Source organism: Planktothricoides raciborskii GIHE-MW2, from assembly GCF_040564635.1.
Taxonomy (GTDB): domain Bacteria; phylum Cyanobacteriota; class Cyanobacteriia; order Cyanobacteriales; family Laspinemataceae; genus Planktothricoides; species Planktothricoides raciborskii.
In genome coordinates this window covers 6,102,720-6,127,862 of the sequence record NZ_CP159837.1, presented here as the reverse complement: position 1 = coordinate 6,127,862, position 25,143 = coordinate 6,102,720, and the positions used below count along the sequence as shown (strand labels likewise).

Below are 25,143 nucleotides of genomic sequence, written 5' to 3'. Positions count from 1 at the left end.
AGCTGAAGACTGAGATGCGATCGGTCATTCAGAGAGTATCGTATCCCAAGCGAATTGTTCCAGGCTTTACAAAAATTTCTCGGGCGGCGACGTCCGGACGACTTGGGTTGCTACCCGGTTGATTTGGCGGTGATTGGTTCGGAGAATCAATCTCAATCCGCAAATCTCCCGTTGCCGTCACCCCAGCAATCACTCCTGACTGTCCTTCGACCATAATTGCTTGACCCAGATTAGCCAAAATTGCCAAGTAGCTTGACAACAGTTTTTCTACACTTTCGTTCTGCATATATTCGATTCCGGAAGCTATTCCCCATAAAGTAATCGCGGCTAACATTTCCAGAGACTCGCAGAAATCAGTTTTTTCTAAAGAAACTTGGTTTTTTAGACAATTAGCTTGGTAAGATTGTAGAGCGATCCCGGTTGGTGGCACGGAGTTAGCCCAATTAATCCCCACACCTACCACCGCTTTTGTGATAATTTGGGATTGGATTTTGGTTTCAGTGAGAATTCCTCCTAATTTTCTTTGGCTTAAAATTAGATCATTCGGCCATTTAATCAAAACTGGTAGATGATAACTTCTTAAAATCGTGGCAATTCCCCAAGCACTAGATAGGGTTAATTGAAAACTTTTTGTCACGGGTAGATTAGGAAATAAAGCCAATGATAAATACAAGCCACCGAGGGGAGAGTTCCATTCTCGTCCCCACTGACCTCGGCCAGAAGTTTGTCGATTGGCAATTACTACTGTACCAGACGGAGCACCGTTGTTAAGTAATTGCCAAAGGGTTTTATTCGTAGATTCTAGTTGCTCAAAAATATATATAGAAAAGTCTATAACCCGGTCTGAATTATTGGTAAATCCTAGTAGATTCAGATCGGATTTGACAACTTTTAAAGCAGCTTCTAAACGTTCTTGATTTAATACCACAAGAGAAAAAAGTTAAGTATCGATAAGCAATAGAATTTATGCGATCGCAGATAGTCCCGGAGACAATCGTTTTCCAATTTATCATAAAACGGTCAATTTTCACCTTTACCCTAGATTAAGAGGCTAAATTCTTTAATCCATGAAAATTTACCAACTCACCGAGGCCATGATTTTACGATAATTGCCATAATTGCCATAATTGCCATAATTTTAATTAATTGTTAGCATTTGAATAATATTTGTTTAACGGACAAGGTAATGGCTATAGCATACCGCAATGCCTTATTCCTCCTAGAACCGACTCTCGATCTCATTCACTTAAATCATAAAGAAGCGTAAACTTAAACTCATGTCTAATTGGCAGTGGCACGATTGGAACGGACTATCTTATTTAACTTGTAGCTTACTGGCGGATTGGTCTCACGGCTTTTTTACTCGTGACTTTTGGCCGCGATCACCTGAACAACTGGTGAACGTTTTGCGCCACCAGGTAAATCCTCTCTTCCCAGAAGTATTTCGTGTCAAACAGGTTCACGGCAATACCGTATTGCCCACCAGCCAACTAACTCCGATTACTCAAAACCAATCAGAAGACTTAGAGTCTAGTTCTACAGAAACTACAGTTTCCCTTTCCTTAGAAGAAGCGGATGGCTTACGCACGGAAAAAGCTGACCAAGCAGTCTGGGTCGCCAGCGCAGATTGTTCCCCGGTACTGATTGCCGATATCGTGACGGGACAGGTGGCGGCAGTGCATTCCGGCTGGCGAGGAACGGCAAAAGCAATTGTGCCAGAGGCGATCGCTCAATTTATCCGCCAGAGCCAAACTCACGATAGTCAAAACCAGCTAAAAAACCTCCGCATCGCCATTGGTCCTGCGATCGCAGGGGAAGTTTATCAGGTTTCCGAAGCAGTTGCCGCTGAAGTCGGCATGAGCATTCACTCAGAAAATATCAGCCCCGAAGCATTAACGGAACCACAGACTTTGACATATATATTAGAGTGGCTGCAACAAATTCCCGGTTCGCCTATTTTTCCCGATCGCGAACCGGGCAAAGTGCGCTTAGACGTGCGACAAGCCATCAACTTACAACTAGAGAAAATTGGCATTAATCCAGAACAAATCGCGACAGCAAAATACTGCACCTACCAAACCCCCGAACAATTTTTTTCCTATCGCCGAGATGGACTAAAAAAAGTCCAGTGGTCTGGAATTATTAGCCAATGATTGGGGTGTAGGGTGTAGCTCTTTAGCCCTTCGACAACGCTCAGGACTCAGGGTAAGAGGTGTAGGGAAGAGTGAAGAGTCAAGCGTGAATAGTGAATAGTGAATAGTGAATAGTGAATAGTGATATTTATGCATAACTTTTCACTTGTACGGGCGAATGGCCATTCGCCCCTACGACTTTTCGCTTCTCTCTCCCCTGCACCTCTGCACCCCCGCACCCCCGCTCTCCAAAAAGCATTCACTATCTCAAGCCTTCCATCCCAGGAAACACTCGACTGCGCGGCCCAGACACCGATCGCAACTGCAACTCAATCGACTGAGAAAAGCTCGGTGACAACGGTTCATTATCCGACTGCGATCGGAAATTGCGAACTTGCTCAATCAACTTAGCCAATGGATCCTGACGTGGGATTTCTTCAGGTTGAGAAATCACTGCCTCTGGCTGCGGCTGGGGCTGGGGCTGCGTTGGTATTGTCACCTCTGGCTGGGGCTGGGGCTGCGTTGGTATTGTCACCTCTGGCTGGGGCTGGGGCTGCGTTGGTATTGTCACCTCTGGCTGGGGCTGGGGCTGCGTTGGTATTGTCACCTCTGGCTGGGGCTGGGGCTGCGTTGGTATTGTCACCTCTGGCTGGGGCTGGGGCTGCGTTGGTATTGTCACCTCTGGCTGGGGCTGGGGCTGCGTTGGTATTGTCACCTCTGGCCGAGAATCCGGCAATGGACTTGTGGGCAGGACTCTAATTAGGTTTTGACTTTGCTGACTAATGCCATTATTATTTCCGTCATTTATATTCGTACTACCTTCAGGAGAACTAGGACTCGGCTGAATATTTATCACAACTCTACCATCTGAAGTTTCTGTTCTGCTCGGTAAAAGACTCAGACCTAGAAAACCCTTACCAAAATCGGTAGAGGTCGCCGTCGGACTTGAACCAAAAACCGCACCATTGCTTACGCCAGAAGAACCAGAAGTCGAGATCAAGCCGACCCCCACATTAAAAGAAACTTCACCAGTCCCACTACCTTGGGCCACAAAACCATTTCCGGTAATTTCCACATTAGTGCTACTTTCAGGGCTGTAGAAATTTAAACTTCCTTCTCTACCATTAAACTCTGTGCTACCCTGACCAACACCACTGACTTTATATTGTGTATCGCCGGTATAACTTTGACTCTGATTCGGATTCTGACCCGAACCATTGTTAGTTAAACCCCCCACGGCAAAATTAACCGGGCCTGAAATCGTCCCTGAAATCTTAAAACTATTATTATCTACTGTAATTTGCGATTCAGACTTGCTACTGTCATCTGAAATCGTACTTACTTGATTAGTCAAAAGATCGCTATTATCGGGAATTCCATCAATTGTTCCTTGAATCGTAAAATTAGTTGTCCCCGTCTGACCTTCATAACTAATACTTCCTTGACCCGCATCCAAATTCGTCGTTCCTTGTCCACCACCTTCCAACTCAAACTTGATATTCGCGTTAGCGGCCAGAGTATTACCATCAAACTGAATCAACTCAATTCCTGGGGCGGCAAACTGAGTATCCGCAGGCAGATTAATTGCACCACCGGATAAGCTGGCAGAAAATTCGCCAATATGTAAACTACCGGATATTCCCTCAAAATTCTGACGAGATTGATCGGCAAGAGAGGTATCAGTAGCTTCTAAAAATACCAATGGTGTGGATGATTGGCTTCTAGAACGGATTAAAGTCCCCTCGAACACCCGATTCGGATCGAAAGAAGTCAGAGTAAAACTCAGGGTAGTAGTTACTCCTTGGAAAAAGAACGGAGTTCCCTCCGCCGTAAAAGCACGACCGGAAAGAGTTCCTTCTAGAAACCCCGTTTCTCCACCTTTGGGGACACCTGTCATTGGATCTAAACGACCCCCTCCAGGCCTAAACCGGGAATTCACCGTAATGCCATTAGGAGTTTCCAGGCGAATTATCCGAGTGTTTATGTCAAATAACAAGGTATTGCCTTGATTTGGCACAAAAAACGCCCCATCCCCAGCGGTTCGTCCACCCGTGACTGAAATTTCGGCTTGAGCGGCAGAAGGGTTCAGGAGAGCTAAACATCCTATAATTCCTAATGTGAGCCAGTATTTCCAATATTTAGTACGTGAAATATATGAAGTTGTCATGGTCGGGTTCCTCAGCTAATTAAAATTGTCTATACATAGCAAAATCATGCAGAAATATGCCTAAATTTTGCTGGGGTATAACGAGTATAAATAGAGAATGCCCTTAGACAACATAAGACTGCACCCTTGAGCATATAACATTGACTGCCTCCGTTAACTTGCCTGATTGCCTGAATAATTTTTTGCTGATGTTTACTCAAGAATTGATTGACAACAATTATTTTATTTTAAATTAATTATGTCAACCTATTCAAATAGGTATAAGTATTTCGGCTAAAAAGCTTTGTTTTTAAGGGCTTTGGCTGACAAAAATATAATCAAACAAATAATTTTTTCTATATAAATCAGTAAATAACCTCCATATAATAATCCTATAAATAACATATAAATGCTAATAAAACAGTGATAAATATAATTTATATTGATTTTGTTCGCTGCTTAATCTTGCTTGAGCATAAGCTGGATTTATTTAGCGATCGCTGTCAATTTGATTACCGATTAATTACCGATTGATGCTCGAATCAGATCACTGGAATTCATTTCTCAGTGAATCTACCATATACTTCTAAGATTGTCGAGTATAATTGAGTACCCAAGCGGGGTTTTTTAACCCGATACCCTCCCAAAGGTTTTGGATAAATTTTTATTTATATTGAATTTCAATATAATCTCCAGGTAATTCCCAGATAAATTTTGACCTCGCAGATAATTAGACGCGATCGCCAATCAACAAGTTCCAAAGAAACCATAAAAAACAGTTAACGGTTTTTTGGGAAAATATTACAACGGCCATTTACCTAATTTCCCGCCAAAGCATTGCTACGGGGCAGAGAACAAACTCCTCATCTCCTAACATAATCAACATTGAGTCACAACTGCCAGCTTTTTTGACTTAAAGGCGATCGGGGACATCCTTGGCAACCCAGACACTTCAAAAGTCACAGGAAAATTTTTTATTTGAAAAAATCAACCAAAATATCAACTCTCAGGCTCAACCACTACCAATAAATCAGTAGCAGCAAATACTGGCCGCAAATACTGGCATGATTCATGCCTAGTACTCTGCGTAAAAATACAGAAGTTTTGCCTAACAAATAAAAGATTAAAAATTAAACGTCGTTCGCAGCACTCCCACCGTAATTGGGTCACTAGCTGGAGCATGACCAGGCTCAAAAATCATTAATACCCCAGGGGTCAGACTTAGCTGATCGGAAACTTGCCAGCGATAAAACAACTCTAAATGAGTAGTCGTCCCTGGTTGTCCTCCGGCTTCTCCTTCTCCTCCTGCCAGGAGATCGGGAATATTTTTGCCCATCGGCAAATCACTATGAACAATTTTGGGGGGTTGACCCACATAGATCCCGGCCAAATTATCTCGACCAAACAGATTTTCCCAATTCAAAAATACCATCCAGTTGGTCGTCTCCACCTCACCATCCCGGCCAGGAATTCCCGAATTCGTATAACCTCCCCAACTGCCAAGAGTCAAACTCGGAGTCATCTGCCAAGAAACCGTAGCCCCAAAGCCATTGGTTTTAATCGGCGAATCAATAGTTAATTGGTCATCACCAGATCCAGTCCCCAGGACACCTAGTGGCGAATAGGCATTTACATAGCTGAGTGCCACATTTACGGGGTTAATCGGCGTCAGGGTTAATTGCAATCCCAGGCTGGTTTGGCCGTCGGTGCCACCAAAGAGTCCGCCACTACTGACATCATCCGGGGTGCTGGCGGAGTAAACACCTTGAACGCTCATTCTGGAGGTTACCTGCCAGTCAAAACCGACCCCCCCACGACCATTGCCAATATTCACAATCGGATTTCGTTGCGCTAGGGCAGAAATCGGTCCACTTCCAGCACTTTCAACTTCATTCACCCCGCGAAAAACATTAGCCATATTCACCCCCGTAGGACCGACAATGACTGCTAAACGATTACCAATAAGTTGTCGATAGTTTAAATCGCTGAGAATAATTTGCCTCTCAGTATTCCCCTCGTATCCTAGTCTTGTATCATTGCTTAAGCGCGGCCCGGTGCTACCATTGCCCATTTGCATCCCGGCCAAAATTAAAGACCGAGAATTTAGTTGAGTCAGCAAAGTTAATTGCATATTATTGAGGAAATTAATTTCGCTGCCTGGGTCTTCAGTGTCTTTTTGATCGTCCACGGGAAAAAAGTCTGCTTCATTGGCTGTTCGACCCTGAAGACCAAAAATTGCTTGACCAAATAATTTCGTGGTGGTGGAAAATTGCTGCTCTTCGAGTTTAGTTGTTTGAGTGTTTAGGTTTTCGATTTTATCGTTAAAGATAGCCAATTCTTTGGCAAAATTTTGCTGCAATTGTTGTAGGGTAAGTAAATCTGCTTGTGCTTGTTGAATGTTTTGATTTTCTTGAATATTTTCTTGAATATTTTCTTGAATATTTTCTTGAATATTTTCTTGAATATTTTCTTGAATATTTTCTTGAATATTTTCTTGAATATTTTCTTGAATTATTGGCTCAATTTGCTCCCAGCAAGCATTTAAGGCGGAGACAAATTCATAACGAGTTAATGCCCGATTGCCGCGATAGGTTAAATCTGGGTAGCCAGAAATACAGTTATATCGTTCAACAAGTGACTGTAGTGCTTGGAATGCCCAATCTGTGGGTTTAATATCGGATAACTGAGATACGGAGGTAATTTGTCCCAGAGGATTTTCTAGGAGATAATTTTCTGGATAATTTTCTGGATAATTTTCTGGAGTAAAATCTGGGGATTGATGGCGATCGCCCCCATTTTCTGTAGAGAAAACCTGGGTATCTAAAAACTGAACATCTTGATCGACCTTTTTGTGAATAGGCTGAGAATTAAGAGGTTCGCTTGTTTGATGCTGCTGCCCTGGTTCCTGAAAAATATCAGTGGAAAAATGGCGATCGCCCGATTGGGGATCCTCTGATGGCCGATGACTGAGATCCTCATTAACCGTAGAGCCGGTAACCGCAGAAGGATGGTGATCGCCACCTGCGATCGAGCTATCTGGGAACTCTGGAACTGAACGATCTAACCTAAGTCTTGTTTCCCTAGGGTTCTCAACGGTTCTGACTGTCTCGGAAGTCAGCGATCGGGGTTGATCTCTGAAAACTGGGGTTTTGTCCATCAACTTCGAGGTACTTGTCATCGGATGCCCAGTCTGGGGGGTTATAATCTGACCTATGGCGGGGGGGCTTGAGCAACTTAATAAAGTCAGCCCCAACAGACTACTGATCGCCGTTTCCCAAATGGGGTTTAACTCTGTCCGTCCCGTTAAGTCTTGGGTTTGCTGATTTAATGCGGATGTCATAGTTTCCACAACTCCTACTGACCACTACCAATTTGCGAATTTTATAAAAATTTTTTGGGAATTTTCTGGGAATTTTCTGGGAATCTTTGGAGAATATTTCTCGTGAATAGACCAAACCTGTGTACGGGCTTTCGCATTCGGATATTAAATTTGGGGGTTAACAAGAGAAATTATTGCCCGAATGGGTTCATCCCCTACTTATCTGATTGTCTGACAATTTTAGCGTTTAGGGATTATTCGGCGGATTAAGACCGCAGAATGAAAATGACAAAAATCACTCAGTGGAGCGATTAATATTGGCCATTGCCTGGATGGGTTTTGCCCAACCCCCCTGATCGGACTGAGGTGGAGGTGGTTTTTAGCTGGTTTTTAATTTGCTTTAACCTGGGAAAATCACCTATAATTAATTTAACAGAATTTATTTTATAACATATCATAAAATTCAGCAAAATTACCAGTAATCAAAAAAATAATTAAATTTGGCCGAAAACAATTTAATAAAAATTAATCATAAAATTTCATAAAAAATCAAAGTTTATAGTGACAATGTCTTATGAAAAAAAGAATTAAGAAAGCCATACATCCAAGGCTTTGGAGTAATGGGGAAAATAATCCTTGTGCGGGCTACGCGCATTCCGGCAGATAAATTATTGATTTTTAGCAGAAATATAATACCGGAATGCACGTGGCTGCTACCCGATCGCTTCTAAAAGTGTCCAGAAATTGACTTGCAGCAGAGCCATGAGAGTCAAAAGCCGTAGACTGACAAATCTCAACCAAAAATTGAATAATTAAATAATTCAAGGTTAAAGAGGGTGAGTTCTGGATCCGGAGAGTCATTGACATCTTCAAGCTAGAGAGTAGCATATCACTAACTTGATCGCGCTTCCGGGTTAAGAGAATCGCGATCGCCCCCACCCTGGAAGGGAATCGAGTCAAAACGTCACTGATGACACGAAAGAACCGACAAATCTAGGTTATAGATATAATTGAAGGGGTAATTGACCAATCCCTTAGTCTTTCTTCGGCAGTCTTTCTTAGGCGGAGGAAAACAAGCCTGGGTCAGGATAGATCCACAGATAATTGCCAAGTATTGCGAAATCGGGTAAAAAATTGCTAGATTTATGGAAGTAAAACTTGGAAGTACAATGTGGAAGCATAGTTTATGGTAAAAGTGCGCTTTGGGCGATTCAAACAAGATAAAAGCATATAGTCAGTACAAATTTGTTAGGAATTCTCAGTAACTTTAGCGACAGGTGGAATGTATCTAATGAGTGAACAAACTCCCTATCAACAGCTTCGGGTTTCCGAAAATGCGACATTTGAGGAAATCCAAGAAAGCCGCAACCTTCTGATGCAAGAGTATAATGGCGATCGCCAGAAAATTGAGGCGATCGAAGCCGCGTATGATGCGATTCTGATGCAACGATTAAAACTCCGGCAGGAAGGCAAAATCAAAGTTCCCGACCGGATTCGGTTTGCCGAAAAAGTAGCAGAAACACCGCCAGCAATACCGGCTGTGCCAAAAAAAGAAGCTCCGGCTTGGCTTCAGAACTTTTTGGATACCCCAGAACAATCAGATATTCTATGGCCGGGGGGCATCTTCTTAGGTTTGAGTTTACTAGGACTTCTTCAACCAAATTCTGTATCTTTAGCCTTGGCATTAGGAATCGGCTTTGGGATTTATTTTCTCAATCGTAAAGAGCAAAAATTTCTCCGCGCTGTGGGACTAACAGTCCTGGCGCTGATTGTTGGACTATCCATTAGCTCTATTTTGGGAAATTGGTTAGTCGCCAGCGGGGTAATTTCTCTAACCACAGAAAGTCTAGCCGCTTTTATCACCTGTTTTGTTCTTTGGTTATCCAGTAGCTTTCTTAAGTAAAAAACAAACAATTACCGAGTAGATAAGTTCGGGAGATAGACAAATTAGGACAAATTAGGACAAATAACTTTAGGACAAATAACAATAAAAGAAATGCTTCATAGGTGCGAGATAAATCTGGTAGTTAAGCCTTAATTAAGGATTAATAACAAGACGAATTAGACCCAAAATAGCGGATTAAAGGCAAAAGATTGATGAATAAAAAAAGGGGATAGATTCAAATCTATCCCCTTTTTTTATTGTCCCTATATCCGGGCTATATCCGGGTTATATTCCGGTTTTTTTATGACTTGGGTAACTTTAGGAAAACCCAGGTTTAACCAGAATACAAATTCAGTCGATCAATCCCATGAAACCAGAAATATTATTCAGCACCTTGGGCTAATAATTCCCGATTTTTGGCCGGTTGAACTGTGACTTTTCCTTCTTCGTTGATATCCACTAAAGCGGTGTCTCCTTCGCTGACGCGACCGGAGAGAATTTCTTCCGCGAGGACATCTTCCAGTAAGCGCATGATCGCCCGACGTAAGGGACGCGCCCCATAAGCCGGGTTATATCCTTCTTCGACTAACCGTTCTTTGAAGCGATCGCTGACTGTTAAGGTAATGTCTTTTTCGGTTAACCGTTTGAAGACATCCCGTAACATAATTTCGGCGATTTCTTTGACTTCTTCTTTGGTTAATTGACGGAAGACAATAATCTCGTCCAGACGGTTGAGAAATTCGGGACGGAAGTATTGTTTCAGTTCTTCATTCACCAAGTTGCGAATCCGATTATATTGGGCATCCGCTTGGTTTTCACTGAATTCAAATCCGAGGCCACCGCCACCTTTTTCGATGACTTTGGAACCGATGTTAGAAGTCAAAATAATTAAGGTGTTTTTGAAGTCTACGGTGCGACCTTTGGCATCGGTTAAACGGCCATCTTCGAGAATTTGCAATAGCATATTGAAGATGTCCGGGTGGGCTTTTTCGATTTCATCAAATAGCACCACGGTGTAAGGACGACGACGGACCGCTTCGGTTAATTGTCCGCCTTCGTTGTAGCCTACATATCCCGGAGGAGAACCGATGAGTTTGGAGACGGTGTGCCGTTCCATATATTCGGACATATCTAACCGAATCATGGCTTCTTCAGAACCGAAGAAGTAAGCGGCAAGAGATTTGGTCAGTTCGGTTTTGCCCACCCCGGTCGGTCCAGAGAAGATAAAAGAGGCGATGGGACGGTTGGGGTTTTTCAGTCCGACCCGGGCGCGACGAATGGCGCGGGATACGGCTTTGACCGCATCGTCTTGTCCGATCATCCGCTGGTGCAGGGTGTCTTCCATGTGCAGTAGTTTTTCCGATTCGGATTCGGTCAGCTTGTTGACCGGGACGCCAGTCCAGGAGGAGACAATGTGGGCAATGTCTTCTTCGGTGACGACTGGGGAAACGTCGGTTTTTTGTATTCCTTCTTTCTTTTTGCTTTGAGCGATCGCCCGAATTTCTTCTTTAATTTCCAATTCGCGATCGCGCAATTCTCCGGCTTTGTCAAAATCCTGTTGCCGGACGGCATCATCTTTTTCTTTTAGGACTTGACGCAGTTCTTTGTCTAACTCCTTCGCTGCTGGAGGCAACTGGGAATTCAGCAATCGCACCCGCGAACCGGCTTCATCAATTAAGTCAATGGCCTTATCTGGTAAATAGCGGTCAGAAATATAGCGATCGGACAGTTTCGCCGCTGCATCCAGGGCTTCGTCGGAAATTTTCAACTTATGGTGTTCCTCGTAGCGATCGCGCAAACCAAAGAGAATCTCAATGGTTTCTTCAACGGTCGGTTCACCCACCATCACTGGCTGAAACCGGCGTTCCAGGGCGGCATCCCGTTCGATATGCTTGCGATACTCATCCAGAGTAGTAGCGCCAATGCATTGGAGTTCGCCTCGGGCTAAAGCCGGCTTGAGAATATTCGCCGCATCGATCGCCCCTTCCGCTGCCCCAGCCCCAATCAGGGTATGGACTTCATCAATCACCAGAATCACATTCCGGGCGGAACGGATTTCATCCATGATTTTTTTCAAGCGCTCTTCAAACTCGCCCCGATACTTGGTTCCCGCCACCAGCAAACCAATATCCAGAGTCACAACGCGCTTATCTTCCAGGATATCTGGAACATCTCCGGTGGCGATTCGTTGGGCTAAACCTTCGGCGATCGCGGTTTTGCCGACCCCGGGTTCCCCAATCAACACGGGATTATTCTTAGTCCGCCGACCGAGAATCTGGATCACCCGCTCAATTTCTTTCATCCGACCCACCACTGGATCTAACTTGCCTTCCGTGGCCATTTGAGTCAGATTAGAGCCAAACTCATCCAAAGTCGGAGTTTTATTCCGGGAGCCACTAGAACCACCCGCCGTCACTTCGGCGGTTTCTCCTAACATCCGAATCACTTGGGTGCGGACTTTTCCGAGGTCAACCCCCAGATTTTCCAGAACTCTGGCCGCCACCCCTTCCCCTTCGCGGATTAACCCTAGGAGCAAATGTTCTGTACCGATATAGTTGTGACCCAACTGGCGGGCTTCTTCTAAAGACAGTTCTAAAACTCTCTTAGCGCGAGGAGTAAACGGAATTTCCACCGCCACGAAGCCAGAACCCCGACCAATGATTTTTTCCACTTCAATCCGGGCGTCTTTGAGGTTTACCCCCATTGACTTGAGAACCTTGGCGGCTACCCCCGTGCCTTCGCCGATCAGACCTAATAGGATCTGCTCAGTTCCCACGAAGTTATGACCCAAGCGACGAGCTTCCTCCTGGGCCAGCATAATTACCTTGATAGCTTTTTCTGTAAACCGTTCAAACATGGCATATCCCCATTACTGATGCTTATGACGCGGAAGATCCTAAGCCACTGCGGTTCCCCTCGCGGGGACAGGCTTGGGGTTTTCCCAAGTAGAGCAAGTGGCGTACAAGTATGGCGAGGAAATACCATCCCCGATTAAATCATCCCCCTTTTCTGGGTACTGATATTACCGAAGCGGAAATCAAATCGTTCCTCGGTTTTCCTGTTTTATTTTTTTTAACCTAATTTCAACGAATCGCCACCCCGTTGCTGTCTTTTATTTAGCCGTCAGGCGATCGGCTGAAGACAAAAGCGGTGTCGCCAGATGCGTTGGAATTTTTTTCGACCAGCCCTTAAAGTTTTTTGAGCCGCGATTCCGCGAGAGCGGATCGCTGCGCGAATCACCCAGAAAAACATTGAACTCATTGGTTCAGGTTGATTTGATTGTCACCAACCTTTTCCAGGAACAACCAGGAACAAATCAGACGATTCTGTGGTTTTGCTGCCTGGGCTGTAACCGAGTAACCGTCAAGGAGAATTTAGACGTTTTGTCGATCCTTTGATTGACAACCCCTGGGCGACTAGCTATCAGTAGAGTCTATTTGCGACTCTGCACTGAATGTGTACGCTAGATCACCAATTATGATTGGACGTTGACTTTTAGCATAGCAAATCTATCGGTTTTGGTGCCAACGGTGGTTTTTTGTTGTTGGTTGTTGGTTGTTGGTTGTTTGTTCTTTGTTGGCTGTTGTTGGTTATTTGTTGTTTGTTATTTGTTATTGGACTAAGAACTAAGAACGAAGAACGAAGAACCACCAACAAACAACAACTAACAACCAACTAAAGCTGAATCAACTCACCCCGTTCGGTGAACTGAACCGCCTTAATTTTCCAGTCAGGATGATTCATTAAGGTTTCTCGGAGGCTACCAAAGAGGGCAAACTGTTCGCATAAGGATAAAGAGATAAACTGACGACGCGAGTCAGGTTTGAGGCGTAAATCAACAGTGGCAACTCCATCGTCATCAATATTAATCCGATACCCGGCAACGGTAAAATCAGCGCTATTTCTTTCTTGCAATACTTTGCTCACCGCTGCATCCATTGCTCGATCGCGATCGACGGCTACGGGTTCGGGCATCAGCTTTTTGCATTCAATATCCGGCTGATATAAATTCACCCTCACGGTTTTGAGCGGATCTGGCTTAATCTGAAGGGGTAAGTTTTGCGGGACAATCTTAGACGATCCTTCTGTCGTGGATTTCGATGGTGCCACCCTGTAGGGGGGAAGCATTCCGGCAGATATGATATCGCTAAAAACCGGCAACCTATTCCCGGAATGCTTCCCCCTCGCTTCATCAACAGATTTAGGCGGGGCGTTTCCCGTAAGGGATCCGCTTTGCGGCATCGCCTCTGTTTGGGTTATTGCCTTGGGTTGGGGCAGGGCAACTGCCGTGGACTGCACCTCTGTGGAAGTGCGACACCCGGTTAAACTCAGTAAAATTATGCCAGTAAGGGTCACTCTGGCGATATATTTTTTGAGGACGCAATTAAAGTTGGTTACAACCATGTCTACCACCTCCTGGACTCACCGCCACATTATTTCTTTAGAAAGTTTTACTCCTGCCGACTATGACACCGTACTGCAAACCGCTGCTAGTTTTCGGGAAGTGCTCTCCCGTCGGGTGAAGAAAGTTCCCACCCTCCAAGGTCAAGTAGTCACGAACTTATTTTTTGAACCCTCTACCCGAACTCGCAGTAGCTTTGAACTAGCCGCCAAACGTCTCAGTGCAGATACTCTGAATTTTGCCCCCGGTTCTTCTTCCCTGACTAAAGGAGAAACCATTTTAGATACGGCAAAAACCTATCTGGCAATGGGAACTGACCTGATGGTAATTCGCCATCAACAGGCAGGAGTTCCCCAGGCGATCGCCAACGAAATGGATCGTTTGCAATCAGGAGTCGGGGTTCTCAATGCCGGGGACGGTCAGCATGAACACCCCTCCCAAGCACTCCTCGATCTGTTTACGATTTGCCTGGTCTTAGATCCGGAACAGCCCCGACTTGACCTGTTAGCGGGCAAAAAAATTGCTATTGTGGGTGATGTTCTGCATTCACGAGTGGCGCGATCGAATATCTGGAGTTTAACTGCTGCGGCAGGGGCAGAGTTACATTTAGCAGGCCCACCGACTCTGCTACCTCGGTTGTTTGAGGCGATGGGTCAAAACCGACCGGGAAAAATGTTTTTACATTGGAACTTAGATCCAGCCTTAGAAAATGCTGATTTTGTGATGACCTTGCGATTGCAAAAAGAACGTATGAGTCAGCATTTGTTGCCCAGTGGTCGAGAATATCATCAACAATTCGGCATTACTCGCGATCGCCTCAAACTCTGTAAACCTACCGTGAAAGTGATGCACCCAGGGCCGGTCAACCGAGGGGTTGAACTTAGTTCTGACCTGATGGACTCCCCAGAATTCAGCCTAGTTTCCCAACAAGTGACCAGTGGGGTAGCAGTCCGTATGGCCTTGTTATACCTTATGGGGGGTGGCAAAATTTGAATCCTGTAATGAAAACTGCTCCATCGCTGATAGAACAAGATCCCCGCGATCGCTTTACCATCACTTTTGCTCCCTTATCCCTGGATGAGGTTTATCGGCTGGCGGACGATCCGGCCAATGGTGCGGTGGTGGTAATGAGTGGCACAGTTAGAAATCAAACCGATGGTAAGCCTGTGGTGTTTCTGGAATATCAGGCTTATGAACCAATGGCGATCGCGATTTTTCGTCAAATCGCTGTCCAAATTAGACAACAATGGCCTGATGTGAATCGGGTGGTGATTCACCATCGTACTGGCAGCCTGAAAATCGGCGACACTAGCGTCCTAGTGGCAGTAGGTTGCCCCCATCGGGCAGAAGCCTTTGCCGCTTGCCGCTATGCGATCGACACCCTAAAACATAATGCGCCGATTTGGAAAAAAGAGCATTGGGCTGATGGTTCTAGCCATTGGGTCAGTATCGGCGCTTGCGAAGCCGAATCAGTCCCTTAAACCCCGTAACTAATTACTTTTAACTAACCTCAGTGATTTTCAGGCATTTTCAGTCATTTCTAATCATTTTCAATCAGAAACTTTCATTCAGGACGGGAATCCTGGGGCTTGGAACTAAAGGGGAGTTAAAGGGCAGTTAAATCTTAAAAAAATCTCATCAATTTCTCTGTGGAGTCTTCTCAGAGAAATTGAGTTATTATTCCGATAATATTCTCTGGATAAAAAATAATTATCAGTAGTTTTAACGCGGTAATACCTAGGATGATCTGCGGATAATTTTATGTTTTACAGAATTATTTATATTCTGTGTGCTAAATAAAAGCTAGGGTAAATTTAGGTAAATATAGATATAATAGCATAAAAAACTATAATTTCTAGGGTTGACGCCAAAACAATCATAAAGATTAACGTTGAAATTTTCAGCTAAAATTCAACTGATATAGTTGATACACTGCTCCCTGGCAAAATCAGTATAATTACTGAATGTTTTTGAGAAAAAATGTCCCATAATTTATCTAGAATAGTTCAGAGCCAGGAGTAGGGTGTACAATTAAGAAAAATCTCCCAAAAATCTCCTCTCCTAATCTTGCTGATTCTAGGCATCGTGCCTGAAATACGAAGTAAAGGCAGGAGGCACTGCCCCGGCCAGGAAAAAATCAACAAAAAGCTGATCACTGGTGATCGCGGTTGGTTTTGGGACAACCTCCATTTTCTTTGTCCATATCCTTGACTTTAAGGATTTCTGACGATTGCCGATTCTAGATTGTGTTCAAATCTTGATTTGTGACAGCCATTCTTAAAAGTGCCTACTAAACCCTGGAAGAATTCAGGAACATCTGCCACAATGGCACTGTCAACCATCAAGGAATCTGTTGTTTAGCTAATTCCACTTCCATGAGTTACTCTCCTTCTGCATCTTGGTCCAATTCCCAAACCGCTAAAACCCAAGCGGTTTCCACTCCAGAACAACTTTCAAATAATGATTTGGTACTACGTTGTCAGGAAGGGGTGCATCCAGATCGTGCCGCCTTTACTGAACTGCTGCGCCGTCACCAGTCCCATGTAGAAAAGATTCTCTATCATTTGGCTCCTGACTGGCAAGACCGAGCAGACTTAGCCCAAGAAGTTTGGATCCGGGTTTACCGGAATATCAATCGCTTAAAAGATCCCGTGAAGTTCCGGGGTTGGTTGAGTCGGATTGCTACTAACCTGTTTTACGATGAATTGCGTAAACGCAAACGAGTCCGTCCCCCGATCTCCCTTGATGCTCCTCGCACTGTCGAGGACGGAGAAATGGATTGGGATATTGCTGCTGATCGCCCAGGACCAGATGAAGACCTGAGTACCCGTGAGTTTTACGATCAACTGCGAGAAGCGATCGCCGATTTGCCGGAAGTCTTTAGAACAACTATTGTCTTACGCGAAATTGATGGCATGGCTTATGAGGAAATCGCCGAAATTACCGGCGTATCCCTGGGAACCGTAAAGTCCCGCATTGCTAGAGCTCGCCAACGCTTACAAGTTCAATTACAAGACTATTTGAACAGCTAAAGATGCCGAGATCCACTCCATATTATTTTCCAGATTATTTTCCAGATTATTTTCCAGATTATTTTCCAGATTATTTTTCATATTGGTTAAATATTGGCTAAATATTGGCTAAATATCTGGAAGTGGTGCCAATGGCCTCAGATAGATAAAATATCGAGGGAAAAAAATTCGTTATAATGAATAATGATATACCTTGCATTTTTTATTCGGGGTATCTTTCCCCAGTTTAACTTGGTGGTGATGTGAAAATGACCTCCAAAACCGAGTCATATAACAATCATTCCATTGATCGCCTGCCTGGGAGCCCTAGCTTACCAGCAAAAAACCCTCTTGCCCAAGCCAATAGTCTGGCTGCAAAGCTAAATATTGATGCGTTCTCATTGCTGAGTGCCTATATCGACGGTGAAGCAACTCCGGAAGAACGCCGTCAGGTAAATCAATGGCTGGACAACGATCCAGAAGTGAAAAGCCTGTATTTGCACTTGTTGCGGATTCGCCAAAATCTCCAGCAAATGCCCGTTCCCCAATCATCGGCATCTACTGCTGAGACGGTTGAGCGATTTTTCTGGCTGTTGGATCAACGTCGTCGGCGAAACATGGCTAAGATGGGCTTGGGGGCGATCGCGGCTTTATTTGTGGCCGCCCTTTTGGGTCTGGTTCCCGGAGTACCTTCAGTCACTCAACTGGCGAAGTCTTCTGACAATAATGTGGAATCCCAGCAATTAATGATCGCCTTAAACCGACCGATCGTGCCGATTCCTAAAGCTGCGGTGGCTGTACCGATGAACTACGAAAGACAATCTTACTCTAACGATCAATATAATTCCACTGAGCAAAGATACTAAGCAAATACTAAGCAAATACTAAGCAAATACTAAGCAAAAGTAACTTGCCCAGTTTCCTTTCACTCTATAGTTTGCTCATTGGTCGGGACACACCATATTCCTTCTGGTAAAAAAACCCCGCCCCGCAAACTGACTCGTTGCGGTGTCATAATATATGTCCAAACTAATCCCAGGGATATGCCGGTGACAGTGTACACTTCAATCTGTTGCCGGTTATATTCGTTTGCTTCAGGGGGTCGATTTGGATCATAGCCTTCTAATACATCAATACTTTGAAAAATATTCGGGTCAGTAAAAGATAGGACGACTCCGTGAACTTTCCCTTGACCTAATGTCATTCCGGGATAACCCAGTTCAGATAAGTGAAAGAGTTGTCCAAAGGCGATCGCTTCTTCGGCTTTGATGACCTTCCCTTCACAATAGCGGTAATAGTTGCATTCACCGGGTTTGAGTGTACCGTAGACGAATATTTTGGTTAACATATTGTTATTTATTTGCTGTTTGTTGTTTGTTGTTTGTTGTTTTCCTTGTTCCTAAATATGATTGTTTTACGATCGCCCACGAAAAAACGGCAAAGGGAAGCCCCCTCACAGGGGCTTCCCTGGTGAAGTGTGGAGCATAAAGGGATTTGCCTGGCCCGGAATTACACTTTAAGAATCTGATGTTTTTAACCCGATAAGGCGGACGCTTAAGGCGCAACTCCGGGCCGGGCGACCCTGGCTATGCTTGGGCTTTTTTGCTGATGTGAAAAGCCCCTATTAACCGGAATCATCAATAATTATCATAAGCAATTTATTTTTATTTGTCAATAGCTGTAAAACAAAAAAATGTTTTTTTGGATAAGCTTTATATCCCAAAGATCAGGGTAAAAATATAAAATTTTTCTGTAATATGCCGGTAATCGCAAAGTTACGATCTAAGAAACGGGGTTTCTGGGATAACTTTTATATTTCTTGGGTAAAGCTAAAAAAAGAAACCCGGTTTCTGGGAGAAGGCGATCGCTTTTTCCAAACCCGCAAGCAAGAAACCGGGTTTCTGGGATAACTTTTATATCTGGGATAACTTTTATATTTATTGGGTAAGGGTAAAAAAAGAAACCCGGTTTCTGGGAGAGGAGAATAAATTTTTTTCACCGCAAAGACGCACCCTAGCGAATGACTATATCGCGATCGCTCAATAGGTTTTCTTTAGCACCCTCAATTAATCTTAAAAGATGGGAACATTGCTCTGGAACCTCTCTTAATTCCTGAAATAGAATCTTTTTCACGTCATCCCGTTCCAGCAAACTCAAGTATTCATCATCAACTTCGCTGAGTGAAATCGCAATTCCCACTGCGGTGAATTGTTCCATCAATAATGGAGACTGGAGCATTTCTTCCATCAAATCTAATAATAGATTGACATTATTGTTATATGCAGTTTCAATCAGTTCGCCGTTCGTGTACTGAATCAATCTCAAAAAGTGGGGAAATTGCTTGGGAATCTCTTCAATTTTTTTGAACAGAATATTTTTCAGATGATTCCGTTTCAACAACGTAAAGTATTTTTTATCGAGGGGGCTAAGTTTAACCGCCATAACCACTGCGGTGAGTTGTTCTTCAAACAAGGGAGACTCAAGCATTTTCGCGATCGCATAACCCATGTCTATCTTGTTTCTGCATAAATTGTCAATCAATTTGCTGGCATTCTGCCGAACAATAGAATGCTCATCTACTAAACGTAATAACATCCATTCAAATAATTTATTTGTTTGATTAAATAGATGCCGAGGAATGAGCTTTTCTAATGCTTGGAATGCGATAGATCGCACATCCCACTCTGAGTCAGCCAGCATACAGCCCAAAATTGGCGCTGCCACAAAATTGCCTAAATTGCCTAATTCTTCGACTGCATCGTACCTAATATCATTTCGTTCCGAAAGCATTTTTGTGGCCGCCGCAACGACTTCTGATGGCCAGGATAAACAATCTGGAAGTTGATCTCCTATGATAAATTCATCATCCCATAAACTATTGGCAAAAGTTGGTTTATTTTCCGGATCGAACAAACACGATATAAGATGAGAATCGTTTATTTTTACGTTTTGCCATTTAGCAGTTCTAAAATCTGTAGGCGCATAATCAGGAGAAGAAAAACAGTAAGAAAATTTGGTTTCGTACAAAATCGCTTCCCGAAACGATGCCCCATTGAGAAGACAGCCAAAAAACTCGACATTTGACAGGTCTACTCCATCGAATATCGCATCTCGCAAATCGCAGAAACTTAGAGAATCTTTTGGCTTGATAGCAGGAGGAACTTTTATCCCCCGCCAATTTATGCCTGTATAGGTTGATTTCAAGTCGTTAAGTTTTTTAAGAGTATCCATTTGTTATTCTCCTAACTGTTCTTTCCAAGGTTTTGCCCAAGCGGGAATCTTTGGATCTTTACCATTTTTGTAATCTTCAGCCCATTGCAGTGCTTCTTCTATCTTTTGTATTTCATATTGGATTCTTTGCCTAGCTTCTGGAGGTAAATTTGGCAGGTGTTTTTTTAGTCCTTTAATATATTGTCTACACTTGCGATCGTGAAGCGTATTTTTTTTCAGTGACTTTGGCTCATTTCCTACACCACCTTCAAACTGTTCTTTTATTACCATAAATGCAGAACTACCATCACCATATTCAGAATCTGACCGATATAATTGGTTAAAATTAGACCTCTTGCAAAATTCCTAAAAGCCCCCCTTAAAAAGGGGGGTTGGGGGGGTCGAAATATTTATTTTGCAAGAGGTCTATTATCTTGATCTCGATCGATCGCTTTAGCCTCTTCCCGTGGAAAGCGTGTTTCTGGATTTTCAATTAACTTTGCTTCTGGCGTTGTTGCTATTACCTCTAGTCGGCGCAATTTTTCTTTGTTTTGATTTTTATCTGGAGTCATCACCCATGAACGCTTGTCTTAGCTGGTAAGTTACGAATTAACAATTAATTATTTAATTGTTTGACCCTGCCCCAGACAAAATCATACTGCACCAACCCTTTTAATCTAGCTTATTTAATATCTGACCATAATGTTACAACTGTAGTATATTGACTGGTTGAAATATCACTGGTGCTGTCTAATCCAGCTTAAGGGGCAAGCAACCCCCAACAACCAACCAACAACTAATAACGAATAACAAATCAAAGCATATCCCCGGATATAATATCCATGACATATCCATGACCGCAAGACAGCAGGAGTGATTTTCGTGGAGTCAAAATATAACCCCGCGTCCATTGAAGAAAAATGGCAGCAGACTTGGATCGAGCAAAACGCCGATCGCACAGAGGAGAATAGCCAAAAGCCAAAATTCTATACTCTGTCGATGTTTCCCTACCCATCCGGCAATCTACACATGGGTCATGTGCGGGTTTACACCATTACTGATGTGATTGCCCGATTGAAGCGAATGCAAGGTTATCGGGTACTTAATCCAATGGGATGGGATGCTTTTGGTTTGCCCGCAGAAAATGCGGCGATCGAGCGAGGAATTCATCCGGCAAAATGGACTTATCAAAATATTGCCCAAATGAAAGGGCAATTGCAGAAATTGGGTATTTCTTTTGACTGGAGTCGGGAAGTTACTACCTGTTCCCCGGACTATTATAAATGGACCCAGTGGATTTTTCTGCAATTCTATCAAGCAGGTTTGGCTTATCAGAAAGAAGCTGCGGTGAATTGGGACCCGATCGACCAAACAGTTTTAGCCAATGAACAAGTAGATAATGAGGGGCGATCGTGGCGATCGGGGGCGATCGTTGAACGCAAACTATTGCGGCAATGGTTCCTCAAAATTACCGACTATGCCGAACAATTATTAAATGACTTAGATAAACTCACCGGATGGCCCGATCGCGTCAAATTGATGCAAGCAAATTGGATCGGCAAATCCACCGGGGCTTATTTAGAATTTCCCATTATCGGCATGGATGAAAAAATCGGCGTATTTACCACTCGTCCCGACACGGTTTATGGGGTGACTTATGTGGTTTTAGCCCCCGAACATCCGTTAACCCCTCGCGTCACTACCGCAGATAGAAAAGCTGCCGTAGAAACATTTATCAAAGAAGTGGGTAGCCAAAGTGAATTAGAACGAACTGCCGAAGATAAACCCAAGCGCGGTATTCCCACTGGAGGCAAAGCGATTAATCCTTTTACTGGGGAAGAAATTCCCATTTGGATTGCGGATTATGTACTCTATGAATATGGCACTGGGGCAGTCATGGGAGTTCCTGCCCATGATATTCGTGATTTTAAATTTGCCCGTGAAAATAACCTGGGAATTAAAACCGTAATTGTCCCCAATAATACGGAAACCGCCGAAGCTTTAACAGAAGCCTATACCGAACCGGGAATAATGATTAATTCCGGGGAATTTGATGGCATGGATTCTACTCAAGGAAAACAGGCAATTATTGACAAAGCGGAAACAGAAGGTTGGGGCAAAGCGCGAATCCAATATCGCCTGAGAGATTGGTTGATTTCTCGTCAACGTTATTGGGGTGCGCCCATTCCCGTGATTCACTGTCCCAGTTGTGGAACTGTCCCGGTTCCTGATGCAGATTTGCCGGTAAAATTACCCGAAGATGTGGAATTTTCTGGTCGTGGGGCGAGTCCTTTGGCCAAGTTAGAAAACTGGGTAAATGTGCCTTGTCCTAGCTGTGGAGAACCGGCTAAACGGGAAACCGATACGATGGATACTTTTATTGATTCTTCCTGGTATTTCTTGCGTTATGCCGATGCCAAAAACGAGCAAGTAGCCTTTGAAAAAGCTAAGGTAAATGACTGGTTGCCCGTGGATCAATATGTGGGGGGAATTGAACACGCAATTCTACATTTGCTTTATTCTCGTTTCTTTACCAAAGTATTGCGCGATCGCGGCTTATGTAACTTTGACGAACCATTCCAACGGCTATTAACTCAAGGCATGGTACAAGCCATGACCTACAAAAATCGTACCACTGGGAAATATATTCCCCCAGCCCAAGTTAATCCCAACGACCCCAAAGATCCCACCACCGGGGAACCCTTGGAAGTCTTCTATGAAAAAATGTCCAAATCTAAATATAACGGCGTTGACCCATTAGAAGTCATGGCCAAATATGGGGCAGATACGGCGCGGATGTTTATCCTGTTTAAAGCCCCCCCAGAAAAAGATTTAGAATGGGATGATGCAGACGTAGAAGGACAATCTCGGTTCTTAAATCGGGTGTGGCGATTAGTCACTGAATATAACGGTAACGCCCCCAAATCTATCAAGACTGATAAATTAGATAAAGCCGAAAAAGACTTACGGCGGGCAGTCCATACCGCCATCAAAGAAATCACCGAAGATTTAGATGGAGAATATCAATTTAACACGGCAATTTCTGAGTTAATGAAACTCAGTAACGCCTTAACTGAAGCTAAATGCACTAACTCTCCGGTTTATGGCGAAGGTATCGAAACCTTAATTATGTTACTTGCCCCATTTGCCCCCCATATTGCGGAGGAATTATGGCAAATTCGCGGCTATCAAAACTCAGTCCATACTCAACCTTGGCCAAAAGTTGACCCCGAAGCTTTAGTCCTGGATGAAATCACCCTCGTGATTCAAATTATGGGCAAAACTCGCGGCACAATTCAAGCCCCTGCGGGCTTAGATAAAGCCGCCTTAGAACAATGTGCTCGTGACTCAGAAATTTACCAACGCTATATTGGTGATGCTGAAGTGAAAAAAGTCATTGTCGTCCCCGATAAATTAGTCAACTTTGTCGTGGCGAAATAAACGAAAACCCGGTTTATTGAAGAAACCGGGTTTTTGGGTTTCTTCAATAAACCGGGTTTCTCTCTTCCCTCTCTGTGCCTCTCTGTGTCTGAATTGGTAAAACCGCCAATTTTTTCTCCAAAAACTATTGACAAATCCCAATATCACCGCTAAGATATAAAAAATGTTAAAGTGGAAAACTGTGCTGACATATATATAGAAGCCAAAAACCGGCTTTCTGTGGGAGGCAAAAAAGAAACTCGGTTTCTTAGTTCGGAGTCTTAAGAAAGCGATCGCTATTTGAAAATAAATTTGAAAATAAAATAGTGTACCTATGCGCTGCCAATCACTATCTGAAAATCATGCCAGTTTCAAAAATTATTGCTACAGTTACAGTTTGTTCATTAATTAGCTAGTGCAGTAGGAGCATTTGGTAAACCAGTTCTTAAAATTTGTCCGACCAGCCTCAAAGCAAGTTGAACCAACTGTTGCCTCGATCGCTTGTGTAGGCAAAAGTCTAACCATTGACTTAATCGTTGACCACAACATCTCAATCTTGTTAAAGTCTGGTGAGTATGGTGGTAAGGACTCTACTCTTGCTCCGGCAGAGGCGATGTTGCATCCGCAACGCTCCGCGAACGGTTCTTCGATGCCTTCCATTTTATGAATATTGAGATTATCCACAATCGTTACATCCTTTAGCTTGAGTTTCGGTATCAGTTCGCTCTCGACAAACTCCCTAAAGTCTTTCCCTTTCATGGAGCAAATCATCGCTTTTATCGCCACAAACCCTTGTGCTTCAAATCGCCCCGACCAAGGTCATTTTCCTGCCCTGTTAAAACTGTCTGAAACAGAATGCCTTTTTGTTTTTTTCACTCCGGGGTATCTCCCGACTCATGCCTACCGAAAAAGCCGTCTCATCTTTTCAGCGTCAGCCCTTCTTTTTTAGAAACTCACACATACCCCCTAAACTGGCATAAGTATTTTACTCTTGTAATAGATGCTGGCAATACTGTCGCCGAGTCAAATCCGGGTGTTCTTGCACCATAAAAACAATTTTCATCTTGATGCGCTTCAAGTTTTCCGGGGCGAGTTGAACCAGTATTTTTAAGCGTTAAGTCTTGAGTTTCCCGATGTCGTTTGATATAACTGTGAACCGGATGAAGGCTAATCATAAACCGATCGGCAAGCTGTCGAATTGAACCAAAGCCCAATTTTTAAGCAGCAACAACTTTTTTTTCTGAGGTCAAGGGAGTAACGGCTCATAACTGAATCTGGTCTGGATTCAGTGTGCCTCTAGTCTATCACCTTGCCTGTTAGATGTATTTCCTGAATAAGCTGTAAGTTGCCGTCGCTCTCTCTTTTTCCGATTGATTCTGTTGCCGATCGCCCACAATGCTTTTGGAACCCCTGGGGAAATCCTGGGTTGTTTGGTTGTTTGTAATATTGTAATATAACTTTACACCATATCTTTACTATTGCCCTGGTTAACCGCCAAGAAACGGTAGAGAGGCGCGATCGCTTGACCACGGGTTGAACCCAGATGACATTCTGGGTTTTTTTGCCGATCTATTTTTAAAAAAATTTGATATATTGAATAATATAGATTAGTCATCGG

Annotated in this window: 20 protein-coding genes; 8 read left to right on the top strand and 12 right to left on the bottom strand. The window is 43.7% G+C overall.

Features of this window, described 5'->3' with window-relative positions; translation table 11 throughout:
* Window positions 1-28: 28 nt before the first annotated feature.
* Window positions 29-928 carry a biotin--[acetyl-CoA-carboxylase] ligase gene (locus ABWT76_RS26145; protein ID WP_054470054.1) on the bottom strand — a complete coding sequence of 300 codons (900 nt, stop codon included), beginning with the start codon at window positions 926-928 and terminating at the stop codon, window positions 29-31.
* Between the two features lie 349 nt (window positions 929-1,277).
* On the opposite strand from ABWT76_RS26145, the gene pgeF reads away from it, so the two are divergent.
* Window positions 1,278-2,153 (top strand): peptidoglycan editing factor PgeF, encoded by an 876-nt coding sequence (pgeF, locus tag ABWT76_RS26140; protein ID WP_054470053.1) that lies wholly within the window; start codon window positions 1,278-1,280, stop codon window positions 2,151-2,153.
* Between the two features lie 241 nt (window positions 2,154-2,394).
* On the opposite strand, the gene ABWT76_RS26135 is transcribed toward pgeF, so the two are convergent.
* The 3 genes from ABWT76_RS26135 to ABWT76_RS26125 form a co-directional block, all read right to left on the bottom strand.
* Complete coding sequence (locus ABWT76_RS26135; protein ID WP_354635198.1) at window positions 2,395-4,299, bottom strand: hypothetical protein; 1,905 nt, start codon at window positions 4,297-4,299, stop codon at window positions 2,395-2,397.
* A gap of 1,102 nt (window positions 4,300-5,401) precedes the next feature.
* The gene (locus ABWT76_RS26130) at window positions 5,402-7,618 is read right to left on the bottom strand and encodes an iron uptake porin (RefSeq protein WP_190880748.1); all 2,217 of its coding nucleotides are present in this window, start codon (window positions 7,616-7,618) and stop codon (window positions 5,402-5,404) included.
* A gap of 657 nt (window positions 7,619-8,275) precedes the next feature.
* A complete protein-coding gene (locus tag ABWT76_RS26125; protein WP_156332106.1) occupies window positions 8,276-8,557 on the bottom strand; it encodes a hypothetical protein in 282 nt (93 codons plus the stop codon).
* A gap of 331 nt (window positions 8,558-8,888) precedes the next feature.
* Between ABWT76_RS26125 and ABWT76_RS26120 the strand changes: the two genes are divergently transcribed.
* Window positions 8,889-9,500 (top strand): CPP1-like family protein, encoded by a 612-nt coding sequence (locus tag ABWT76_RS26120; protein WP_054470051.1) that lies wholly within the window; start codon window positions 8,889-8,891, stop codon window positions 9,498-9,500.
* A 364-nt stretch (window positions 9,501-9,864) separates the two neighbouring features.
* On the opposite strand, the gene ABWT76_RS26115 is transcribed toward ABWT76_RS26120, so the two are convergent.
* Together ABWT76_RS26115 and ABWT76_RS26110 are read right to left on the bottom strand one after the other, a co-directional pair.
* Window positions 9,865-12,339 carry an ATP-dependent Clp protease ATP-binding subunit gene (locus ABWT76_RS26115; RefSeq protein ID WP_354635197.1) on the bottom strand — a complete coding sequence of 825 codons (2,475 nt, stop codon included), beginning with the start codon at window positions 12,337-12,339 and terminating at the stop codon, window positions 9,865-9,867.
* An 818-nt stretch (window positions 12,340-13,157) separates the two neighbouring features.
* Window positions 13,158-13,886: a hypothetical protein gene (locus ABWT76_RS26110; protein ID WP_054470035.1), complete on the bottom strand. Its 729-nt coding sequence runs from the start codon at window positions 13,884-13,886 to the stop codon at window positions 13,158-13,160.
* Between ABWT76_RS26110 and ABWT76_RS26105 the strand changes: the two genes are divergently transcribed.
* The 4 genes from ABWT76_RS26105 to ABWT76_RS26090 all read left to right on the top strand — a co-directional run bounded on the left by ABWT76_RS26105 (window position 13,885) and on the right by ABWT76_RS26090 (window position 17,761).
* Complete coding sequence (locus tag ABWT76_RS26105) at window positions 13,885-14,877, top strand: aspartate carbamoyltransferase catalytic subunit (protein WP_054470036.1); 993 nt, start codon at window positions 13,885-13,887, stop codon at window positions 14,875-14,877. The two genes, ABWT76_RS26110 and ABWT76_RS26105, sit on opposite strands and share 2 nt — an antisense overlap.
* 8 nt (window positions 14,878-14,885) lie before the next feature.
* Window positions 14,886-15,365 (top strand): molybdenum cofactor biosynthesis protein MoaE, encoded by a 480-nt coding sequence (locus ABWT76_RS26100; protein WP_054470037.1) that lies wholly within the window; start codon window positions 14,886-14,888, stop codon window positions 15,363-15,365.
* A gap of 894 nt (window positions 15,366-16,259) precedes the next feature.
* Window positions 16,260-16,916 carry a sigma-70 family RNA polymerase sigma factor gene (locus tag ABWT76_RS26095; protein ID WP_054470038.1) on the top strand — a complete coding sequence of 219 codons (657 nt, stop codon included), beginning with the start codon at window positions 16,260-16,262 and terminating at the stop codon, window positions 16,914-16,916.
* Between the two features lie 248 nt (window positions 16,917-17,164).
* Window positions 17,165-17,761, top strand: coding sequence for an anti-sigma factor (locus tag ABWT76_RS26090; RefSeq protein WP_054470039.1), 597 nt, complete (start codon window positions 17,165-17,167; stop codon window positions 17,759-17,761).
* 59 nt (window positions 17,762-17,820) lie between these two features.
* On the opposite strand, the gene ABWT76_RS26085 is transcribed toward ABWT76_RS26090, so the two are convergent.
* Window positions 17,821-18,243 (bottom strand): gamma-glutamylcyclotransferase, encoded by a 423-nt coding sequence (locus tag ABWT76_RS26085; RefSeq protein ID WP_054470040.1) that lies wholly within the window; start codon window positions 18,241-18,243, stop codon window positions 17,821-17,823.
* A 409-nt stretch (window positions 18,244-18,652) separates the two neighbouring features.
* Here ABWT76_RS26085 and ABWT76_RS26080 point away from each other — a divergent pair, with 409 nt between their 5' ends.
* Window positions 18,653-18,805, top strand: a complete 153-nt coding sequence (locus tag ABWT76_RS26080) for a hypothetical protein (protein ID WP_156332102.1) — start codon at window positions 18,653-18,655, stop codon at window positions 18,803-18,805.
* Between the two features lie 103 nt (window positions 18,806-18,908).
* On the opposite strand, the gene ABWT76_RS26075 is transcribed toward ABWT76_RS26080, so the two are convergent.
* The 3 genes from ABWT76_RS26075 to ABWT76_RS26065 form a co-directional block, all read right to left on the bottom strand.
* Entirely contained in the window at window positions 18,909-20,126 is a 1,218-nt protein-coding gene (locus ABWT76_RS26075; RefSeq protein ID WP_354635196.1) for a pentapeptide repeat-containing protein, read from the bottom strand.
* 3 nt (window positions 20,127-20,129) lie between these two features.
* Window positions 20,130-20,396 (bottom strand): hypothetical protein, encoded by a 267-nt coding sequence (locus ABWT76_RS26070; protein WP_354635195.1) that lies wholly within the window; start codon window positions 20,394-20,396, stop codon window positions 20,130-20,132.
* A 119-nt stretch (window positions 20,397-20,515) separates the two neighbouring features.
* The gene (locus ABWT76_RS26065) at window positions 20,516-20,677 is read right to left on the bottom strand and encodes a hypothetical protein (protein WP_354635194.1); all 162 of its coding nucleotides are present in this window, start codon (window positions 20,675-20,677) and stop codon (window positions 20,516-20,518) included.
* 310 nt (window positions 20,678-20,987) lie between these two features.
* Here ABWT76_RS26065 and leuS point away from each other — a divergent pair, with 310 nt between their 5' ends.
* The gene (gene leuS / locus ABWT76_RS26060) at window positions 20,988-23,546 is read left to right on the top strand and encodes a leucine--tRNA ligase (protein ID WP_354635193.1); all 2,559 of its coding nucleotides are present in this window, start codon (window positions 20,988-20,990) and stop codon (window positions 23,544-23,546) included.
* 387 nt (window positions 23,547-23,933) lie between these two features.
* Here leuS and ABWT76_RS26055 read toward each other — a convergent pair whose 3' ends face one another.
* Window positions 23,934-24,284, bottom strand: coding sequence for a transposase (locus tag ABWT76_RS26055; protein WP_054470043.1), 351 nt, complete (start codon window positions 24,282-24,284; stop codon window positions 23,934-23,936).
* A 700-nt stretch (window positions 24,285-24,984) separates the two neighbouring features.
* Complete coding sequence (locus ABWT76_RS26050; protein WP_156332104.1) at window positions 24,985-25,140, bottom strand: hypothetical protein; 156 nt, start codon at window positions 25,138-25,140, stop codon at window positions 24,985-24,987.
* Window positions 25,141-25,143 lie beyond the last annotated feature (3 nt).